Genomic DNA, 14687 nt, shown 5'->3' with positions numbered 1-14687 from the left:
TTACATTTTAAGGTAGGGAAAAAGTAGGACTTGTGCCGCAGTTGTCAGGATTCGAGGTGGTAGGATTCCGAAAAAGATCATGTTTGTGGGTGGAACAGTTTCCAATATAAGGTTGTCTGTTTTATCCAAGTCTGGTTATCGGTTTAATTACCTTGCCGACAAAACTTGCGCAAATGCGCAAAAAGTCGATCGGAGTAATACGCTGATGCAGTAAAATATTTTCGTTGACTTCCAAGTGTAATGGGATTTTGAATTGTTAAGAAAGTGTTGTGTTATATCAGGGTAAACAAGTAAAGCAAGAAGGCTAGCTTGTCAATTATTTAATGTATTGAATGTTTCCTTCTAAAATTCTGATGAATAAAAACCTTGTTACAACGGCAAATATTGCTAACACAATTAAGATAAATTTTCCCAATTGCAAATTGAGTTGATGAAGTGACGGTAGGAATAAGATGGAAGAGCCTGCTATAAATTTTAAGAATGTTTAAGTGTGTGTTTTGTAGATGTGAACTCCAATTTGTTTTGGGCCTCAACATTTGCGAAAAAATTCATAATTTGCAGAAAATACACAAAAAGCCCTCTCTTTCAGAAAAGATAGGGCTTTTTTCTTATTGTAATAAATGCCAATCTCGAAGAAACTTATGTTATACGACAACATCAGAGTTAATTCTACTTAAGTCCTAGAAAAACGCGAAAAGGCGAATGTTTTTGTCGAAAAACATAAGCGATTTTAAGGGAAAAAGATTGAATCTTTTTCCATAATTTCTAAGGAGAGGAGGGAAATCGTGAATCTTTTGAATGATATCAGCTTTAAAAGATTACAAGGTGCACTTGATGCGTCCAACACTAGACAACAAACGATTGCAGACAACATTGCGAATGCGGACACCCCGTACTACAAGCGTTCTGACGTATCTTTTGAAGAAATTTTAAAGCAGCAAACGGATGGAGATATGCCAGTTCTTAAGGGAAAAGTAACGGACTCAAGGCATTTTGTCATAGGACCTTCCTCTTCCGTTCCTACACCTGTAGTAACAATGGATCATTCGACATCCATGAATAATAACCAGAATAATGTCGATATCGACAAAGAAATGAGCCTTCTGGCGGAGAACCAGTTACGTTACAACGCTTATATTCAACAAGTAAATGAACAGATTAAAATGATGCGTGTTGGAGTGGAAGGGAGATAACTTAGGTGAATATCAGTAACAGTTTTAACATTAGCTCCTCGGCCCTGACAGCCCAACGCTTGAGGATGGACGTAATATCTTCAAACATCGCTAATGCTGAGACGACTCGCGCCAGTGTATCAAATGGCGAAGCGGTTCCCTACAAAAGAAAAATGGTAGTTCTCGAACCAAACAAAACTTCGTTTAGCAGTATCCTGCAGAATCAGATGGGGAATAAGGCCTCAGGTGAGGGAGTTAGAGTATCAGAGATTCGTGAAGATCAGTCTCCTCTGAAACCTGTATATGATCCTTCTCATCCGGATGCCAACGCTGAAGGGTATGTGTATATGCCGAATGTGGATATTGCGAAAGAGATGGTTGACATGATATCAGCTTCTCGGTCCTACGAGGCAAACGTAACAGCGCTAAATTCAACCAAAGCAATGATAACAAAAGCTTTAGAGATCGGAAGATAGATTACGGTAATGTCAATGAGGTTTTAACATGAATAATGGGATAAAGGGGAGACATTGATGATTCAGAACAACATGTTTAACACACAGGTAGTTCAACCGTTGCAGATGCAAAATGCTTCCGTTAGCAAACCATCAACACCAGCCGAAACTATTCAGAGCTTCGGTACATACTTACAAGAGGCATTAGGGTCCGTGGCAACGCAGGAGACTCAGGCACATGAAATGTCCAATCAATTTCTATTGGGGAATGTGAACGTGGATCAGGTAATGATCGCTTCAGAACAGGCCCTGTTGAGTCTGCAGCTCACGTCGCAAGTCCGAAACAAAGTAGTCGAAGCGTATCAAGAGATTATGCGTACGCAAATGTAAAAAGAGCATGATTGCGCTTCGATAACAGCGCTGATCATTACAACAAGCAGCTGCGATGCTGCTCCTGAGGAAATCTCGTACTTTAGTAATAGAAGTACTTTGATGGCTCGGGACAGACTAAGCAAAGTTTCGGATGGGGTGACAGAGTGAATGAGAGAATTGCCCAGTACAGGGATAAAGTAACCCAGTATTGGAATAGCTTCAGCAAAAAACAGAAAGTTTTACTGGTTTCCACCTTTTTATTTTTGATTCTGGCAGCGGTTGTACTAACTATGCAGCTGTCCAAAACAGAATATGAAGTGGCATTTACTGATTTGAATTCCAGTGACTCAGCAGGAGTCATTAGCTACCTGGATTCATCCAATATCCCCTACAAATTAAGCGCAGACGGGAAAACCATATCGGTACCAAGCACGGATGTTGCACTAGCAAAAGTCAACATAGGATCACAAGGGATTATTCAGAATGGTTCATTAGGATATAAATCATTCGAGGAGTCTTCATCGCCGATCGGGATGACAGACAAAGAATTCGATGTTAAATACAACAATGCCATTAACGGAGAAGTCGAACAGTTACTCCAGCGCATGCAGGGTATTCAAGATGCAAAAGTCTTGGTCAATATGCCGAAAGATAATATCTTTGCCGGCCTGGAAGAACAGGACAAAGCATCCGCTTCCGTAGCATTGCAGTTTAAACCGGGATATCACCCGAATCAGGCAGCGGTGGATGGATACTTTAACTTGGTGAAAACCGCTATTCCCAACCTGCCAATTGAAAATATTACGATCACCAACACGGATGAAGCCGAGTTGATTCCAACTGCCCGTGGAGGCAGTGGTGGATTATCTTCCGAAGTCCAGGAAAACATGGCTTTGCAGAAGAAGTTCGAAAATGACGTACGCAACAATGTAAAACAGTTTCTGTCTCAAATCGTAGGCGAAGACAAAGTAAATGTACTCGTTGCTTCCAAGCTTAACTTCGATAAAGTGACAAGCAAAGAGAATCTCGTTACACCAGTTGATGAAGAGAACATGAAGGGCATCGAGATCAGTGTCCAGGAGATTCAAAAGAGTTATACAGGTGCGAGTACTCCAACAGGCGGTGTCGCAGGTACCGGTCAAGAAGAAGTTCCTGGGTATCCTTCAGCGGATGCAGCGGGGAATTCTACTTCTGAGGAATCATCAAGCACTGTAAACTACGAAGTCAATCGAATTGCCAAAGATATCATTTCCAGTCCTTATACTGTAAAAGATTTAACCATTAACGTAGCCGTTGAACCACCTGAAGGGCAAACAGAATTACAACAACCTGTCCAGGATGCAATTGAAAATATTTTGGTGAACATCGTTCGAGCTTCACTTGCAGATTCAGGTGATGTAATTACAGACGCTGATCTGACCAAGAAAGTTTCGGTTATATCCCAAGGTTTCCAGACTGCAGCCGCTGCAGAAACAGGATTCCAGCTATCAACAGGTATGATGTGGGGCGTAGGAGCATTGGTGGCCGCGTTAATCGCAGCAGTCGTTATCCTCCTCGTACGCCGTCGACGCAAACAAAACGAAGAGGAAGAAGAAGAGATTCCTCTCCCAGTAGCAACAGAGTTCCCGTCCATTACGTTGGACAGTGTAACGAACGAAAGTCAAGTGCGCAAACAATTGGAGAGTTTGGCGAAGAAAAAGCCAGACGAATTCGTCAATCTGCTGCGTACGTGGCTGGCTGACGAATAGAGGTGAACGCATTGGCAAAGGCAAGCAGTCAAGGTTTGACTGGAAGACAAAAAGCAGCAATTTTGTTGATTACACTAGGTCCGGAAGTGTCGGCACAAATCTTCAAACATCTGCGTGATGAGGAGATTGAACAATTAACATTGGAGATTGCCAATGTTCGCAAAGTGGATGCTTCCGAAAAAGATATGATTATGGCAGAATTTCACCAGATCTGTCTGGCTCAGGAATACATTTCTCAAGGCGGTATTACTTACGCGAGAGAAATTCTGGAGAAGGCACTCGGATCGCAAAAAGCACTTGAAGTTATTAACCGTTTGACAGCTACGCTGCAGGTTAGACCATTTGACTTTGCACGCAAAGCGGATCCAAACCAAATATTAAACTTTATTCAAAACGAAAGTCCACAGACGATTGCTTTGGTACTATCCTACCTGCAATTCGAACAGGCAGCAGCAATTCTATCCTCGTTGCCTCAGGAGAAGCAGGCTGATGTTGCACGAAGAGTCGCTGTCATGGACAGCACATCCCCTGAGGTTATCTCTCAGGTGGAACGTGTATTGGAACAAAAGCTGTCGTCAACGGTTACACAGGATTATACAAACGCAGGCGGCATCGAGTCGATCGTACAGATTTTGAATGGGGTCGACCGGGGTACGGAGCGTACCATTTTGGATTCTCTGGAAATTCAGGATCCGGAACTTGCCGAAGAAATCAAAAAACGCATGTTTGTATTCGAAGATATTGTCAACGTGGACGATCGTTCAATTCAACGTATCATCCGCGATATCGACAACGCAGACTTGCAGCTTGCACTCAAAGTGGCGAGCGAAGAAGTTCGCGATGCAGTGTTCCGCAACATGTCCAAACGAATGTCCGAGACATTCAAGGAAGAAATGGAATTCATGGGACCTGTTCGGTTGCGTGATGTGGAGGAAGCCCAGACTCGTATCGTAGGAACGATCCGCAGACTGGAAGAAGCTGGTGAGATCATTATCGCTCGCGGCGGAGGAGATGATATCATTGTCTAATTTGATTAAATCTTTCCAGTATGTGCCGGTTGATGACCGCAAACGTCTTGAAAACCATCATCATTATGGTGGTCCTGAAGCTGAAGGAACAGATAGTAAAGTAGAAGGTGCAGAGACAGAGGCGTTACAGGCTCGTGTAGACGAAGAAACTAAACGTCTGACTGCGGAGATGCTGGAGGATGCCAAGGAGTTTGCAGAAAAGCAGGTACGCGAAGCTTCCGAGGAAGCGGAACGCATGCTTAAAGAAGCCCGTGAGCAGATCGATAGCTGGTGGCAAGAACAGCGTCAGCAGGATGAACATTTAATTGAAGCGATGCGCTCACAAGGTTTTCAGCAGGGTTTTGATGAAGGCAAAGTACAAGCTGAACTGGATCTCCAAGTGCAGATCGAACAGATGATGAAAGAAGCTCAGGAAGTACTGCAAGAGGCTTATGTAGCAAAAGATCAAATTATCCAGGAAGCAGAGCCTTTTCTTGTAGAGCTGGCATGCGGAATTGCAGAGAAGGTTATTGATAAACAGCTCACTGTTGAACCAGAGCATACTCTCGAATTGATCCGTCAGAATCTGTCACGGAAACGTGAACAAGGAATGATTGCCTTATGTGTAGCTCCAGAGCAATTTGCTTTTGTACAAGCTGCGCGTGAAGAGTTGTCCTTATCCATCGATTCACAAGCCGAACTTCAAATATTGCCGGATGCAACGGTAAAAGACAAAGGGTGTGTCATTCGCTCGTCTTTTGGAAGCGTGGATGCCCGTATTGATACACAACTTTCTGAAATAAAAAAAGAACTGGTCCGCATAGCACTTGAGGATGAGGGGCGAAAAAATCAACATGAAGGTTCTTAGTTCACAGCGTTACATGGAGCACTTACGCCAATTTGATCCTGTTCGGGTTAATGGTAAGGTCACACAGGTTATCGGGCTTATGGTTGAATCCGAAGGACCTGACGCAAGCATCGGTGACGTATGCTACATCTACCCGGGGAAATCGGAGAAGCCGATTCAAGCAGAAGTCGTTGGTTTCCGGGATAACAAAGTGCTGCTGATGCCTTTGGGTGAATTGCAATCGATTGGTCCGGGGTGCGATGTCGTAGGTACCGGGAAGCCGCTTGGAGTTCAGGTTGGTTCAGAGCTGCTGGGCAAAGTGCTTGATGGACTTGGTCAACCTCTGGATGGATCGTTGCTGCCTTCAAGGATGCCGATGTTCTCCACATCGAATAAACCTGTGAATCCGATGGAACGGCCGCGTGTACTGGAAACCATGGGTGTAGGCGTTAGAGCGATTGATGGTCTATTGACTGTTGGTAAAGGTCAGCGGGTTGGTATTTTTGCCGGATCGGGTGTTGGTAAAAGTACTTTGATGGGCATGATTGCCCGTAATACGGCCGCTGATGTGAATGTTATAGCACTTGTAGGTGAACGGGGACGCGAGGTTCGTGATTTTATTGAACGTGATCTTGGACCGGAAGGGCTGGAGCGCTCGGTTGTCATAGTCGCAACTTCAGATCAACCGGCATTAATTCGAATTAAGGGGGCAGTCATTGCCACCACGATAGCGGAATATTTCAGGGACAGAGGCATGAATGTCATGCTGATGATGGATTCCGTTACTCGTTATGCCATGGCTCAAAGGGAAGTCGGACTTGCTGTGGGTGAACCTCCAGCGATGAGAGGCTACACACCTTCCGTATTTGCGAGTTTGCCTAAATTGCTGGAACGTGCGGGAACTGGACCAACCGGTTCCATAACAGCATTTTACACGGTACTCGTTGATGGTGACGATATGAATGAACCGATTGCGGATGCGGTGAGGGGTATTCTGGACGGTCACATTGTACTGAATCGGTCTATCGCGAACAAAGGACATTTCCCTGCAATCGATGTGTTAGCGAGCATTAGTCGTGTCATGAAAGATATCGCGCCTGAGGAACAGCTGGAAGCCGTTAATAATATGAAGCGATTGATGGCCGTGTACAAAGAATCCGAAGATTTGATCAACATTGGGGCTTATCAAAGAGGGTCGAATGCAGCTATTGATGAAGCGATGGATCAGATCGAAAGCATATGGAACTTTACCAAGCAAAAAGTGGATGAAAAAGTAACACTGAGTGAAGTGCAGGAACGTTTGATTCTTGAATTTGCAAGGAGATGAAAGGTTAAACGATGAAATTTCGATATCATTTCCAAAAGGTAGTTGACCTGAAGAGCAATGAAAAAACACAAGCGGAGTGGATGTTATCCACAGCAATCGGCAAACTTCAAACAGAAGAAGAACACCTTTTACAACTTATGAATGATAAAAACGAACTGATTAGTGTCATTCAATCCGCAACGGAGAGCACTGCTTCTGTATCCAGTCTGCAAGAAATGCAGCGATACGTGTATCACCTGGATGAGTGCATCACCAAAAAGAGTACGGATGTTAAACACGCTCAGGTCAATGTGCAGCGAAATCAGACGTTCTTGAACGGTAAGATGGTTGATGAAAAAGTGTGGCTTGAAGCGAGAGGCAAAGCCAAAATCAAATTTCAGCAGGAGATGCTCCTCCGGGAACAGAACGATCTGGACGAGATGGCTACTGTACGCTTCGCTGCAAAGGCCGGACGCGCAATCTGATGGGCTTCGCAAGCGAAGTTGTCTCGTGAAGGAGGAATGAAATAATGGCTGTTAAAGACACAGATATCGAGAAAGAATCAGGTAGCGGTTGGGAAAAGTTTCTAATGATTTCGATCCCCATTGTCTTCACCGTCGTACTGCTCGGTGTGCTGCTAACCTTATTTAATGTAGATATACGCAATAACATGCTTGAGCTAGCTAACAAAATTCCGGTAGTCAAGGATTGGGTGCCTGATCCTGTGCTGGATCCAGAAAAGGAAAAGCTGGACGAAAGCGAAAAGCAAGTGGAAAGTGCTGAAGCAACAATTGAAAAGTTGAAGTCACAGGTAGCGGCTAAAGAAACAGAGCTCCAGGCAGCAAAAGAGGCTGCTACGACTGAAGCGAAAAAAGCAAGTGATCTGCAAGCGAAATTGGATGAAGCGGAGAAAGCAGCGGAAACTGCAGCAGTTGAGGTTCCGGAGAGCGAGTCTGATTATCAGAAACAGATTAAGGATCTGGCCAAAATGTATGCGGATATGAGTCCTAGCAAGGCTGCACCGATTTTACAGAACATGACTAATGAAGAAATGGTGCTGCTTCTGAGTGCAATGCAGTCGACTGCCCGTACGAAAGTGCTGGAGAAAATGGATCCGAAAACGGCGGCAGATGTCACGATGATGATGAAGGATGCAAAGCCATCCGGAGATCTGGCACTCGATGCGTTGCAATCCAGATTGAAGAAAGAAACGGCTGCGACCACAACGACGACTGCTACTAATTCGAAAAACCTGGACAAAACCCAGCTTAGCCAAACGTTCTCTTCAATGTCAGCCTCAAGCGGCGCAAAATTGCTGTTAGAAACGTATAAACTCAGTCCAGATAAAACATTGACCATTTTGAATTCGGTAGACGATGCTACACGCTCACAATTACTTGAGAATATGTCTACTGAGAATTCAGCTGAAACAGCGAAAATCTTAAACCGGTTAATGGGAAATAAGTAGGTAGAACGCTCTTAATCCGAAAGGAGGTGAAACAAAATGTCAATCGTATACCAAATGACCTCAGTATCCACATCAAAGGCAACAGGAGCAGCGCAAACTTCGTCTGGAACGCAATCTAAAGGTGGGGTTACAGGGGCCGATGGTGGTTTTTTGCAGACACTGGCACAGTCACTGAATAGTACCACTTCGGAAGAAAACAACTCGGCTACTGCTGGAGGTTTAACTGTTAATCCGTTAGCTATAGCCCTTGCAACTAGTGAAGAAGGGGAAGAAACATCTCTTACAGCTGTTCTGGACTCGTTGTTTGGTGGCTTGGATTCGCTAGATGAAGTTCTGGAGAATGACCCGGCATTACTGGCAGAAATGCAAAGTCTGATTCAACAGCTGTATGCCCAATTAAACGGTGCTTCCGTTGAAACGGAAAAAGCGGATGGAACAGTAAATGCGCCAACCACTGTTAACGCTACTGCGGTGATGGATCTTACGGAACACCCAGCTGCAGTTCGCTTTGTGTTGCAGGATGTACTTACTCAGTTGGTTGCAAGCATGACTGAACCAGATAGTCCTATAGCTAAAAATACAGCTGAGTTTAAGCAGTTGCTTCAAACCCTCCAGAATCAGCTGCAGGAGGCTGGAGTTGATCTGAGCAACAATAAAGGATGGACAGAACTTAAAACAATCGTTAACTCCATGGATTCATTAAAAGATCAAGGTGTACAAACCAAAGCTACTCCATCTACGGAAAAAGAGTTGACTGCAATTTCTTCTTCTAATAGTGGGCCTAAAGTGACAGGTGAAACAGATGTGGACACTTCCTCGGCTGCGAGTGAAGGTGGAGAAATGGATCATTCGAAAGTGATTACAGCCGGTGAATTATCCATGCGTACTTCGGGCACAGCGGTAGCTAAGCCAGCTGAACCTGTAATGCAGGCATCACAGTTTGCAAAGGAAATGACGCAATTTGTGGTGAATAAGCTGGACATCGTACAGCAAAAAGGCTTTTCAGAAGCTACGATCTCACTTCGACCAGAACATCTGGGTAAGCTGGATGTACAGATTACCTTGCAGAACGGACAATTGGTTGCACGCTTCATGACTGAACATGCGATGGCGAAGGATATGCTTGAACAGCAAATGACTCAGCTTCGTACCTCGCTTCAATCCCAAGGTATACAAGTGGAGAGAATCGAAGTCACTCAGAGCAGTTCCCTAGGTTCTGAGATGTATCATGACGACGGACGTCAGCAAGGAAATAACTCGCAGGATCAGCGCCGTTCACGGGAACGTGAAGAGCAAACAGACGATGCAATAACTACGGCAACCCTTCAGGAAGAACTGCGGAATTGGCGCAGTGAAAATGAGGAAGGAAACGACTTCCAAGGAGGCTCGTTTACTGCTAAAGCTTAACTAGAAATGAGGTGAAAATATTGGCTACTGAAATTGTTTCTACAAATAACACATGGCCGAACTACTCGGCTTCGAACACGGCCACAACTAGTGCAGCTACCAAGGAGTTAGGGAAGGATCAGTTTCTTAAGATACTAATCACCCAACTTCAAAATCAGGATCCGATGCAGCCTATGGAGGATAAGGAATTTATTGCTCAAATGGCGCAGTTCAGTTCGGTTGAACAGCTTGTTAACATTTCGTCGCAACTCAAAACGCTGAATCAGTCTCTTGGTGCGGTTTCAAGCATGATTGGACGAGAAATTAGCTGGCTTTCTTCTAATAAAGAGGACAGCGGAACCCTTCGTCAGGGGATTGTAGATTCAATCATCGTACGGGATGGTGTACAGTACGCTAAAGTGGGCGAGGACGAGATTGAGCTGAATGAAATTATTCAGGTTTCGAATCCTGCTCCAATCGAAGAGGAAGAAACCCAGGCTCAGAGTACTGCAGATGCTTCTGCAACAGTGAATGAAAGCGAGGAAGCTGAAACAGCTGTTCAGGATAGTGGGAACACGTTATGAGTGAACGAATAACGGTAGGACAACTATATACAGGCCCAGTAACACCTAACTTGCTTAATCGTGCTAAACAGACTGAAACAACAACTCCTGAACGACCTTTTGCCCAAGTGCTTGAAGACAATCTGTTGAAGCTTAGCAACCATGCTGCCAAAAGATTGGAACAACGGGGGATTGAGCTGAAAAGCGAACAAATGCAGCAGATTGGAACTGCACTCGACAAGGCTGCGGCCAAAGGTGCAAAAGAATCTCTGATCCTGATGCAGGATATGGCCTTTATCGTAAATGTTAAAAATCGCACTGTAGTCACAGCTATGGATAGCGAAAGCATGAAGGATAACGTATTTACACAAATCGATAGTGCAGTAATCATATCTTAACCGGCTGGCCCTTCTCGGGAGCCGGAACACCGCTGACCGACTGATGCGGTAACCAAATTAAGGCTGGGAGGATTTATAATCATGTTGAAATCGATGTACTCTGGCGTTTCCGGGATGCGGGGTTTTCAAACAAAACTGGACGTCATAGGTAATAATATCGCGAACGTAAACACCGTTGGTTTCAAGGGTAGCCGTGTAATGTTTAAAGATATCATGAGCCAAACCACGGCGGGAGTAACAGCGCCAGGAGATGAAAACGGTGGTGTGAATGCAAAGCAAATCGGTTTGGGGGTATCCGTTGGTTCCATTGATACGCTTCATCTAGCGGGAAGTCCAATGACCACTAACAATCCAACCGACTTGCGTCTTAACGGTGATGGTTTCTTCCTGGTGACACTTGGTGGAGAGCAAGAGGTTCCTTTCTTGACTCGTGCTGGAGATTTCCATGTGGATGCTAACCGTAACCTGGTAACTTCAGATGGTTTGTTCGTTGTGGATAGCGGTGGCGAGCCTATTACTCTGGATGAAGCAGTAGTTTCATTCACCATTGGTCAAGACGGAATCATCAACCAAACGATGGATGATGGTACAACTGAAGCTGGTGCACAACTGGGGATCGGTAAAGTAACCAACCCGGAAGGTCTGGAAAAGATCGGTGGTAACTTGTACCGAATTACTGCAAATGCCAATGCTGATGGCGAATTCGAAATTGTAACAGCCAACAGCACCGAATTTGGAACAGGCGCGGTTATTGCAGGCCAACTGGAAATGTCCAATGTGGATTTGACGGGTGAGTTTACAGAGATGATCGTCGCTCAACGTGGTTTCCAGGCGAACTCACGGATCATCACAACATCCGATGAAGTACTTCAGGAAGTTGTTAACCTGAAACGTTAATAGCTGATTAGAATGTTTTAATGCGTGGAGGAGCTCGCTCCTCCACATTGAGCGAGAGGGGGCTTAGCATGATTTCGGTAACGCGGTTAAATGGTTCTCCCATGTGGTTAAATGCGCTGATGGTAGAGATTGTAGAAGAAACGCCGGATACGTATATTACTCTGGTAACTGGTAAGAGACTGATTGTGCTTGAAAAGGCAGATGAAGTCATTTCGAAAATCAAAGATTACAACCGTGAAATCGGGGTTCAGGCAGCCACTATCAAAGTGCAGCAAACGGAGGAATCCTGATGAAAAAGATGATGCCCTGGCTGGCAACGATTTTGCTTGCCATAACACTCATTGTGGTGGTTGTGTTTGTATTTATGCAAGGACAGACGGGTAACAAAGCTGAAACAGACGTAGCTTCGGCTGCGGAAGCCAAAAAGATGACGGCCGATGAAATTGTCGAGGTTACTTCCGAGATTACCGACATCAAAACCAATTTGGCAGACACCAATCACATCGTACAAGTCAACCTGGCTTTTAAACTGACTGACGCTACAGCAAAAGAAGATTTCGAGAAAATTAAAGAAATTACCGTAAAACCAATTATTGTTCAGACTTTTGCGGATGCACAGCCAGAGGAGTTAAAAACAGCCAAGGGACGTTCTCAGTTTAATGAAAAATTGACGAAACTGATCAATGAAGCATTGCCTGAACCAAAGCTGAGCAGCACGAACTTTACTTATTTTTTGATGGCATCAATGTAATGAACAGAGCACGCTGTAAAACGGTAAGGGGGTGAGAACATGGTGGATGTATTATCACAAAATGAGATTGATGCCCTATTAGCAGCACTTTCCTCAGGTGAGATGGATGCCGAGGAATTAAAAAAGGAAGAAACTCAAAAAAAAATTAGATCGTATGATTTTAAACGGGCGGTTCGCTTTTCCAAAGATCATATCCGAAGTTTGACTCGAATTCATGAGAACTTTGCACGCTTTCTCACCACTTATTTTTCAGCCCAATTGCGGACATTCGTTCAAATTAATGTCGTTCAGGTCGAACAGCTGCCTTATGATGAATTTATTCGTTCAATCCCTAAAATGACGATATTAAACATATTTGAAGCAGAACCATTGCAAGGACGAATGGTGCTGGAGGTCCACCCCAATGTTGGTTATGCGATGTTGGATCGATTGCTGGGTGGTACGGGAAGTGCGCCGACTAAAATAGCTTCAATGACTGAAATAGAAACGACAATTATGGAGCGAATCTTCAGCCGGGCGTTCGAAAGCTTGCAGGAAGCTTGGAAAACAGTGCTCGACATATCGCCGAGAATGGAAGCACTGGAGACGAATCCACAGTTTATGCAGATCGTATCACCTAACGAAACGATTGCCTTGATCTCGCTGAGCACCAAAATCGGTGACACTACGGGCATGATCAATTTGTGTATCCCGCATGTCGTTCTTGAACCTATTATGTCAAGGCTGTCGACACATCAGTGGTTTGTTTCAGAGAAGAAAACAAGAGCGCCGGAAGAATACGATGCCCTTAGAGAACGTGTGAACAAAGCCAAATTGCCAGTTGTTGCGGAACTGGGTGAATCCAGAATTTCGATCTCGGAATTCCTTGGTCTTTCGGTCGGCGATGTCATTACGTTAAACAAACCGGTTGATGAGGGATTGTCCATCAAAGTGGGCGACAGGTTGAAGTATATGGGCAGTCCGGGAACGATAAAAGACCGTGTGGCTGTACAAATAGATAAGATTGTCACCGAAGGAGTTGAAGAATTTGACGAGTAAGGATTATTTGTCCCAGGAAGAAATCGACGCTTTGCTCCGGCAATCCGAATCGATGGGTAGCACGGAACCTGCTGAAAAAACAGTTGATGACTTTTTGACTGAACTGGAACAAGATGCATTGGGGGAGATCGGTAATATTACGTTTGGTAGCGCAGCGACAGCATTGTCCACGCTATTGGGATTAAAAGTAGATATTACAACACCGAAGGTATCCATTATCAGCCGTTCGCAATTCGAAGAAGCGTTTCCCAAGCCACATGTTGCAGTACATGTCAATTATGTGGATGGATTTGAAGGGATCAATTCACTAGTTATCAAAAAGCGCGATGCACAAGTAATTGCTGATCTGATGCTTGGAGGCGAAGGCAATCCAGCGGATGAAGAGCTGAATGAGATCCATATTAGTGCAGTACAGGAAGCAATGAACCAAATGATGGGTTCATCAGCAACCTCCATGTCTACGATTTTTAATCGATTTGTGAATATCTCTCCGCCAGGCATTGATATTCTCAATATGGAAAGTGGCGAGGGTGTCAGCAATCTCCCGCATGACGAAACGTTGATTCAAGTATCGTTTCGCCTCCTGATTGGTGATCTGATTGACTCCAATCTGATGCAGCTTTTGCCTGTTGATTTCGCCAAACACATGGTCGATATGTTGATCGGCGGAGCACAAGAATCAACGGCTAATGCACCTGTGACAACACCATCGCATGCAGCACCAGCGGCGGCGGCTCCACCTGTGGCACCGGAACAACCACCGGTTCAACAGCAAATGCCTCCACAGGCGCCTCAACAGCCTGCTCCAGACTATAATGGATATGGACAGGCACCAATGGGTATGCCGCAAGGAATGCCGCCACAACAGCCTTACGGAATGCCACCACAGCAACCGTATGGTGCACCACAACACTACGGCGGTATGCCAAACAGGAATGTGAATGTACAACCCGTCCAGTTCGCCAATTTGCAAAACGGGGCTTACGGTCAGGTGGACGAAAATAATTTGAATTTATTGATGGACATTCCCCTTAAAGTCACCGTAGAATTAGGAAGGACCCAGAAGCAAATTAAGGATATATTGGAGCTCTCACAAGGTTCAATTGTCGAGCTGGATAAACTGGCCGGCGAACCTGTCGATATTTTGGTCAATAACAAACTGATCGCTAAGGGAGAAGTCGTCGTTATCGATGAAAACTTTGGTGTTCGTGTTATAGATATCGTAAGCCAATGGGACCGAATTCAGAAATTACAATAAGCACAATTTAGGGAGGACTTG

At 44.8% G+C, this 14687-nt stretch carries 17 protein-coding genes; all 17 read left to right on the top strand.

The genetic code is table 11. From position 1 onward, the window contains the following. Positions 1-785: 785 nt before the first annotated feature. The 17 genes from flgB to fliY all read left to right on the top strand — a co-directional run bounded on the left by flgB (position 786) and on the right by fliY (position 14666). A complete protein-coding gene (gene flgB, locus CHI14_RS07595; RefSeq protein WP_095287836.1) occupies positions 786-1193 on the top strand; it encodes a flagellar basal body rod protein FlgB in 408 nt (135 codons plus the stop codon). Positions 1194-1198: 5 nt separating this feature from the next. Then, positions 1199-1648, top strand: coding sequence for a flagellar basal body rod protein FlgC (flgC, locus tag CHI14_RS07590; RefSeq protein WP_095287835.1), 450 nt, complete (start codon positions 1199-1201; stop codon positions 1646-1648). A gap of 57 nt (positions 1649-1705) precedes the next feature. Then, positions 1706-2017 (top strand): flagellar hook-basal body complex protein FliE, encoded by a 312-nt coding sequence (fliE, locus tag CHI14_RS07585; protein ID WP_095287834.1) that lies wholly within the window; start codon positions 1706-1708, stop codon positions 2015-2017. Between the two features lie 146 nt (positions 2018-2163). Further along, on the top strand, positions 2164-3747 hold the full coding sequence (gene fliF, locus CHI14_RS07580) for a flagellar basal-body MS-ring/collar protein FliF (protein WP_095287833.1): 1584 nt from the start codon (positions 2164-2166) through the stop codon (positions 3745-3747). 11 nt (positions 3748-3758) lie between these two features. Further along, on the top strand, positions 3759-4775 hold the full coding sequence (gene fliG / locus CHI14_RS07575) for a flagellar motor switch protein FliG (protein WP_095287832.1): 1017 nt from the start codon (positions 3759-3761) through the stop codon (positions 4773-4775). Next, complete coding sequence (locus CHI14_RS07570) at positions 4768-5622, top strand: FliH/SctL family protein (protein WP_095287831.1); 855 nt, start codon at positions 4768-4770, stop codon at positions 5620-5622. The genes fliG and CHI14_RS07570 overlap by 8 nt, the downstream gene beginning before the upstream one ends. Next, positions 5609-6928 (top strand): flagellar protein export ATPase FliI, encoded by a 1320-nt coding sequence (gene fliI / locus CHI14_RS07565; protein WP_095287830.1) that lies wholly within the window; start codon positions 5609-5611, stop codon positions 6926-6928. The genes CHI14_RS07570 and fliI overlap by 14 nt, the downstream gene beginning before the upstream one ends. An 11-nt stretch (positions 6929-6939) precedes the next feature. Beyond that, entirely contained in the window at positions 6940-7392 is a 453-nt protein-coding gene (gene fliJ, locus CHI14_RS07560) for a flagellar export protein FliJ (RefSeq protein WP_095287829.1), read from the top strand. A gap of 44 nt (positions 7393-7436) precedes the next feature. Beyond that, on the top strand, positions 7437-8375 hold the full coding sequence (locus tag CHI14_RS07555) for a MotE family protein (protein ID WP_095287828.1): 939 nt from the start codon (positions 7437-7439) through the stop codon (positions 8373-8375). Positions 8376-8411: 36 nt separating this feature from the next. Next, positions 8412-9782 (top strand): flagellar hook-length control protein FliK, encoded by a 1371-nt coding sequence (locus tag CHI14_RS07550; RefSeq protein ID WP_095287827.1) that lies wholly within the window; start codon positions 8412-8414, stop codon positions 9780-9782. Positions 9783-9802: 20 nt separating this feature from the next. Next, entirely contained in the window at positions 9803-10345 is a 543-nt protein-coding gene (locus CHI14_RS07545) for a flagellar hook capping FlgD N-terminal domain-containing protein (protein WP_095287826.1), read from the top strand. Continuing rightward, the gene (locus CHI14_RS07540) at positions 10342-10722 is read left to right on the top strand and encodes a TIGR02530 family flagellar biosynthesis protein (protein WP_095287825.1); all 381 of its coding nucleotides are present in this window, start codon (positions 10342-10344) and stop codon (positions 10720-10722) included. Before CHI14_RS07545 ends, CHI14_RS07540 begins: the two co-directional genes overlap by 4 nt. An 81-nt stretch (positions 10723-10803) precedes the next feature. Then, positions 10804-11619: a flagellar basal body rod protein FlgG gene (flgG, locus tag CHI14_RS07535; RefSeq protein WP_095287824.1), complete on the top strand. Its 816-nt coding sequence runs from the start codon at positions 10804-10806 to the stop codon at positions 11617-11619. A gap of 68 nt (positions 11620-11687) precedes the next feature. Next, positions 11688-11909: a flagellar FlbD family protein gene (locus CHI14_RS07530; RefSeq protein WP_024630220.1), complete on the top strand. Its 222-nt coding sequence runs from the start codon at positions 11688-11690 to the stop codon at positions 11907-11909. After that, positions 11909-12370 carry a flagellar basal body-associated FliL family protein gene (locus tag CHI14_RS07525; RefSeq protein WP_095287823.1) on the top strand — a complete coding sequence of 154 codons (462 nt, stop codon included), beginning with the start codon at positions 11909-11911 and terminating at the stop codon, positions 12368-12370. Before CHI14_RS07530 ends, CHI14_RS07525 begins: the two co-directional genes overlap by 1 nt. Before the next feature lie 39 nt (positions 12371-12409). Next, the gene (gene fliM / locus CHI14_RS07520) at positions 12410-13408 is read left to right on the top strand and encodes a flagellar motor switch protein FliM (protein WP_095287822.1); all 999 of its coding nucleotides are present in this window, start codon (positions 12410-12412) and stop codon (positions 13406-13408) included. Continuing rightward, on the top strand, positions 13398-14666 hold the full coding sequence (gene fliY, locus CHI14_RS07515) for a flagellar motor switch phosphatase FliY (RefSeq protein ID WP_095287821.1): 1269 nt from the start codon (positions 13398-13400) through the stop codon (positions 14664-14666). The genes fliM and fliY overlap by 11 nt, the downstream gene beginning before the upstream one ends. Positions 14667-14687: the final 21 nt, after the last annotated feature.

This window comes from Paenibacillus sp. 7516, assembly GCF_002272715.1.
Classification (GTDB): domain Bacteria; phylum Bacillota; class Bacilli; order Paenibacillales; family Paenibacillaceae; genus Paenibacillus; species Paenibacillus illinoisensis_A.
Note: the sequence above shows the minus strand (reverse complement) of the source record. Positions and strands in the feature narration are given on the sequence as shown.

Bases quoted from the DNA above. Each gene is read 5' to 3' on its own strand.
- fliE (WP_095287834.1), top strand. From the start codon at position 1,706: ATGATTCAGAACAACATGTTTAACACACAGGTAGTTCAACCGTTGCAG.
- fliI (WP_095287830.1), top strand. From the start codon at position 5,609: ATGAAGGTTCTTAGTTCACAGCGTTACATGGAGCACTTACGCCAATTT.
- fliJ (WP_095287829.1), top strand. From the start codon at position 6,940: ATGAAATTTCGATATCATTTCCAAAAGGTAGTTGACCTGAAGAGCAAT.
- CHI14_RS07555 (WP_095287828.1), top strand. From the start codon at position 7,437: ATGGCTGTTAAAGACACAGATATCGAGAAAGAATCAGGTAGCGGTTGG.
- CHI14_RS07550 (WP_095287827.1), top strand. From the start codon at position 8,412: ATGTCAATCGTATACCAAATGACCTCAGTATCCACATCAAAGGCAACA.
- CHI14_RS07540 (WP_095287825.1), top strand. From the start codon at position 10,342: ATGAGTGAACGAATAACGGTAGGACAACTATATACAGGCCCAGTAACA.
- flgG (WP_095287824.1), top strand. From the start codon at position 10,804: ATGTTGAAATCGATGTACTCTGGCGTTTCCGGGATGCGGGGTTTTCAA.
- CHI14_RS07530 (WP_024630220.1), top strand. From the start codon at position 11,688: ATGATTTCGGTAACGCGGTTAAATGGTTCTCCCATGTGGTTAAATGCG.
- CHI14_RS07525 (WP_095287823.1), top strand. From the start codon at position 11,909: ATGAAAAAGATGATGCCCTGGCTGGCAACGATTTTGCTTGCCATAACA.
- fliM (WP_095287822.1), top strand. From the start codon at position 12,410: ATGGTGGATGTATTATCACAAAATGAGATTGATGCCCTATTAGCAGCA.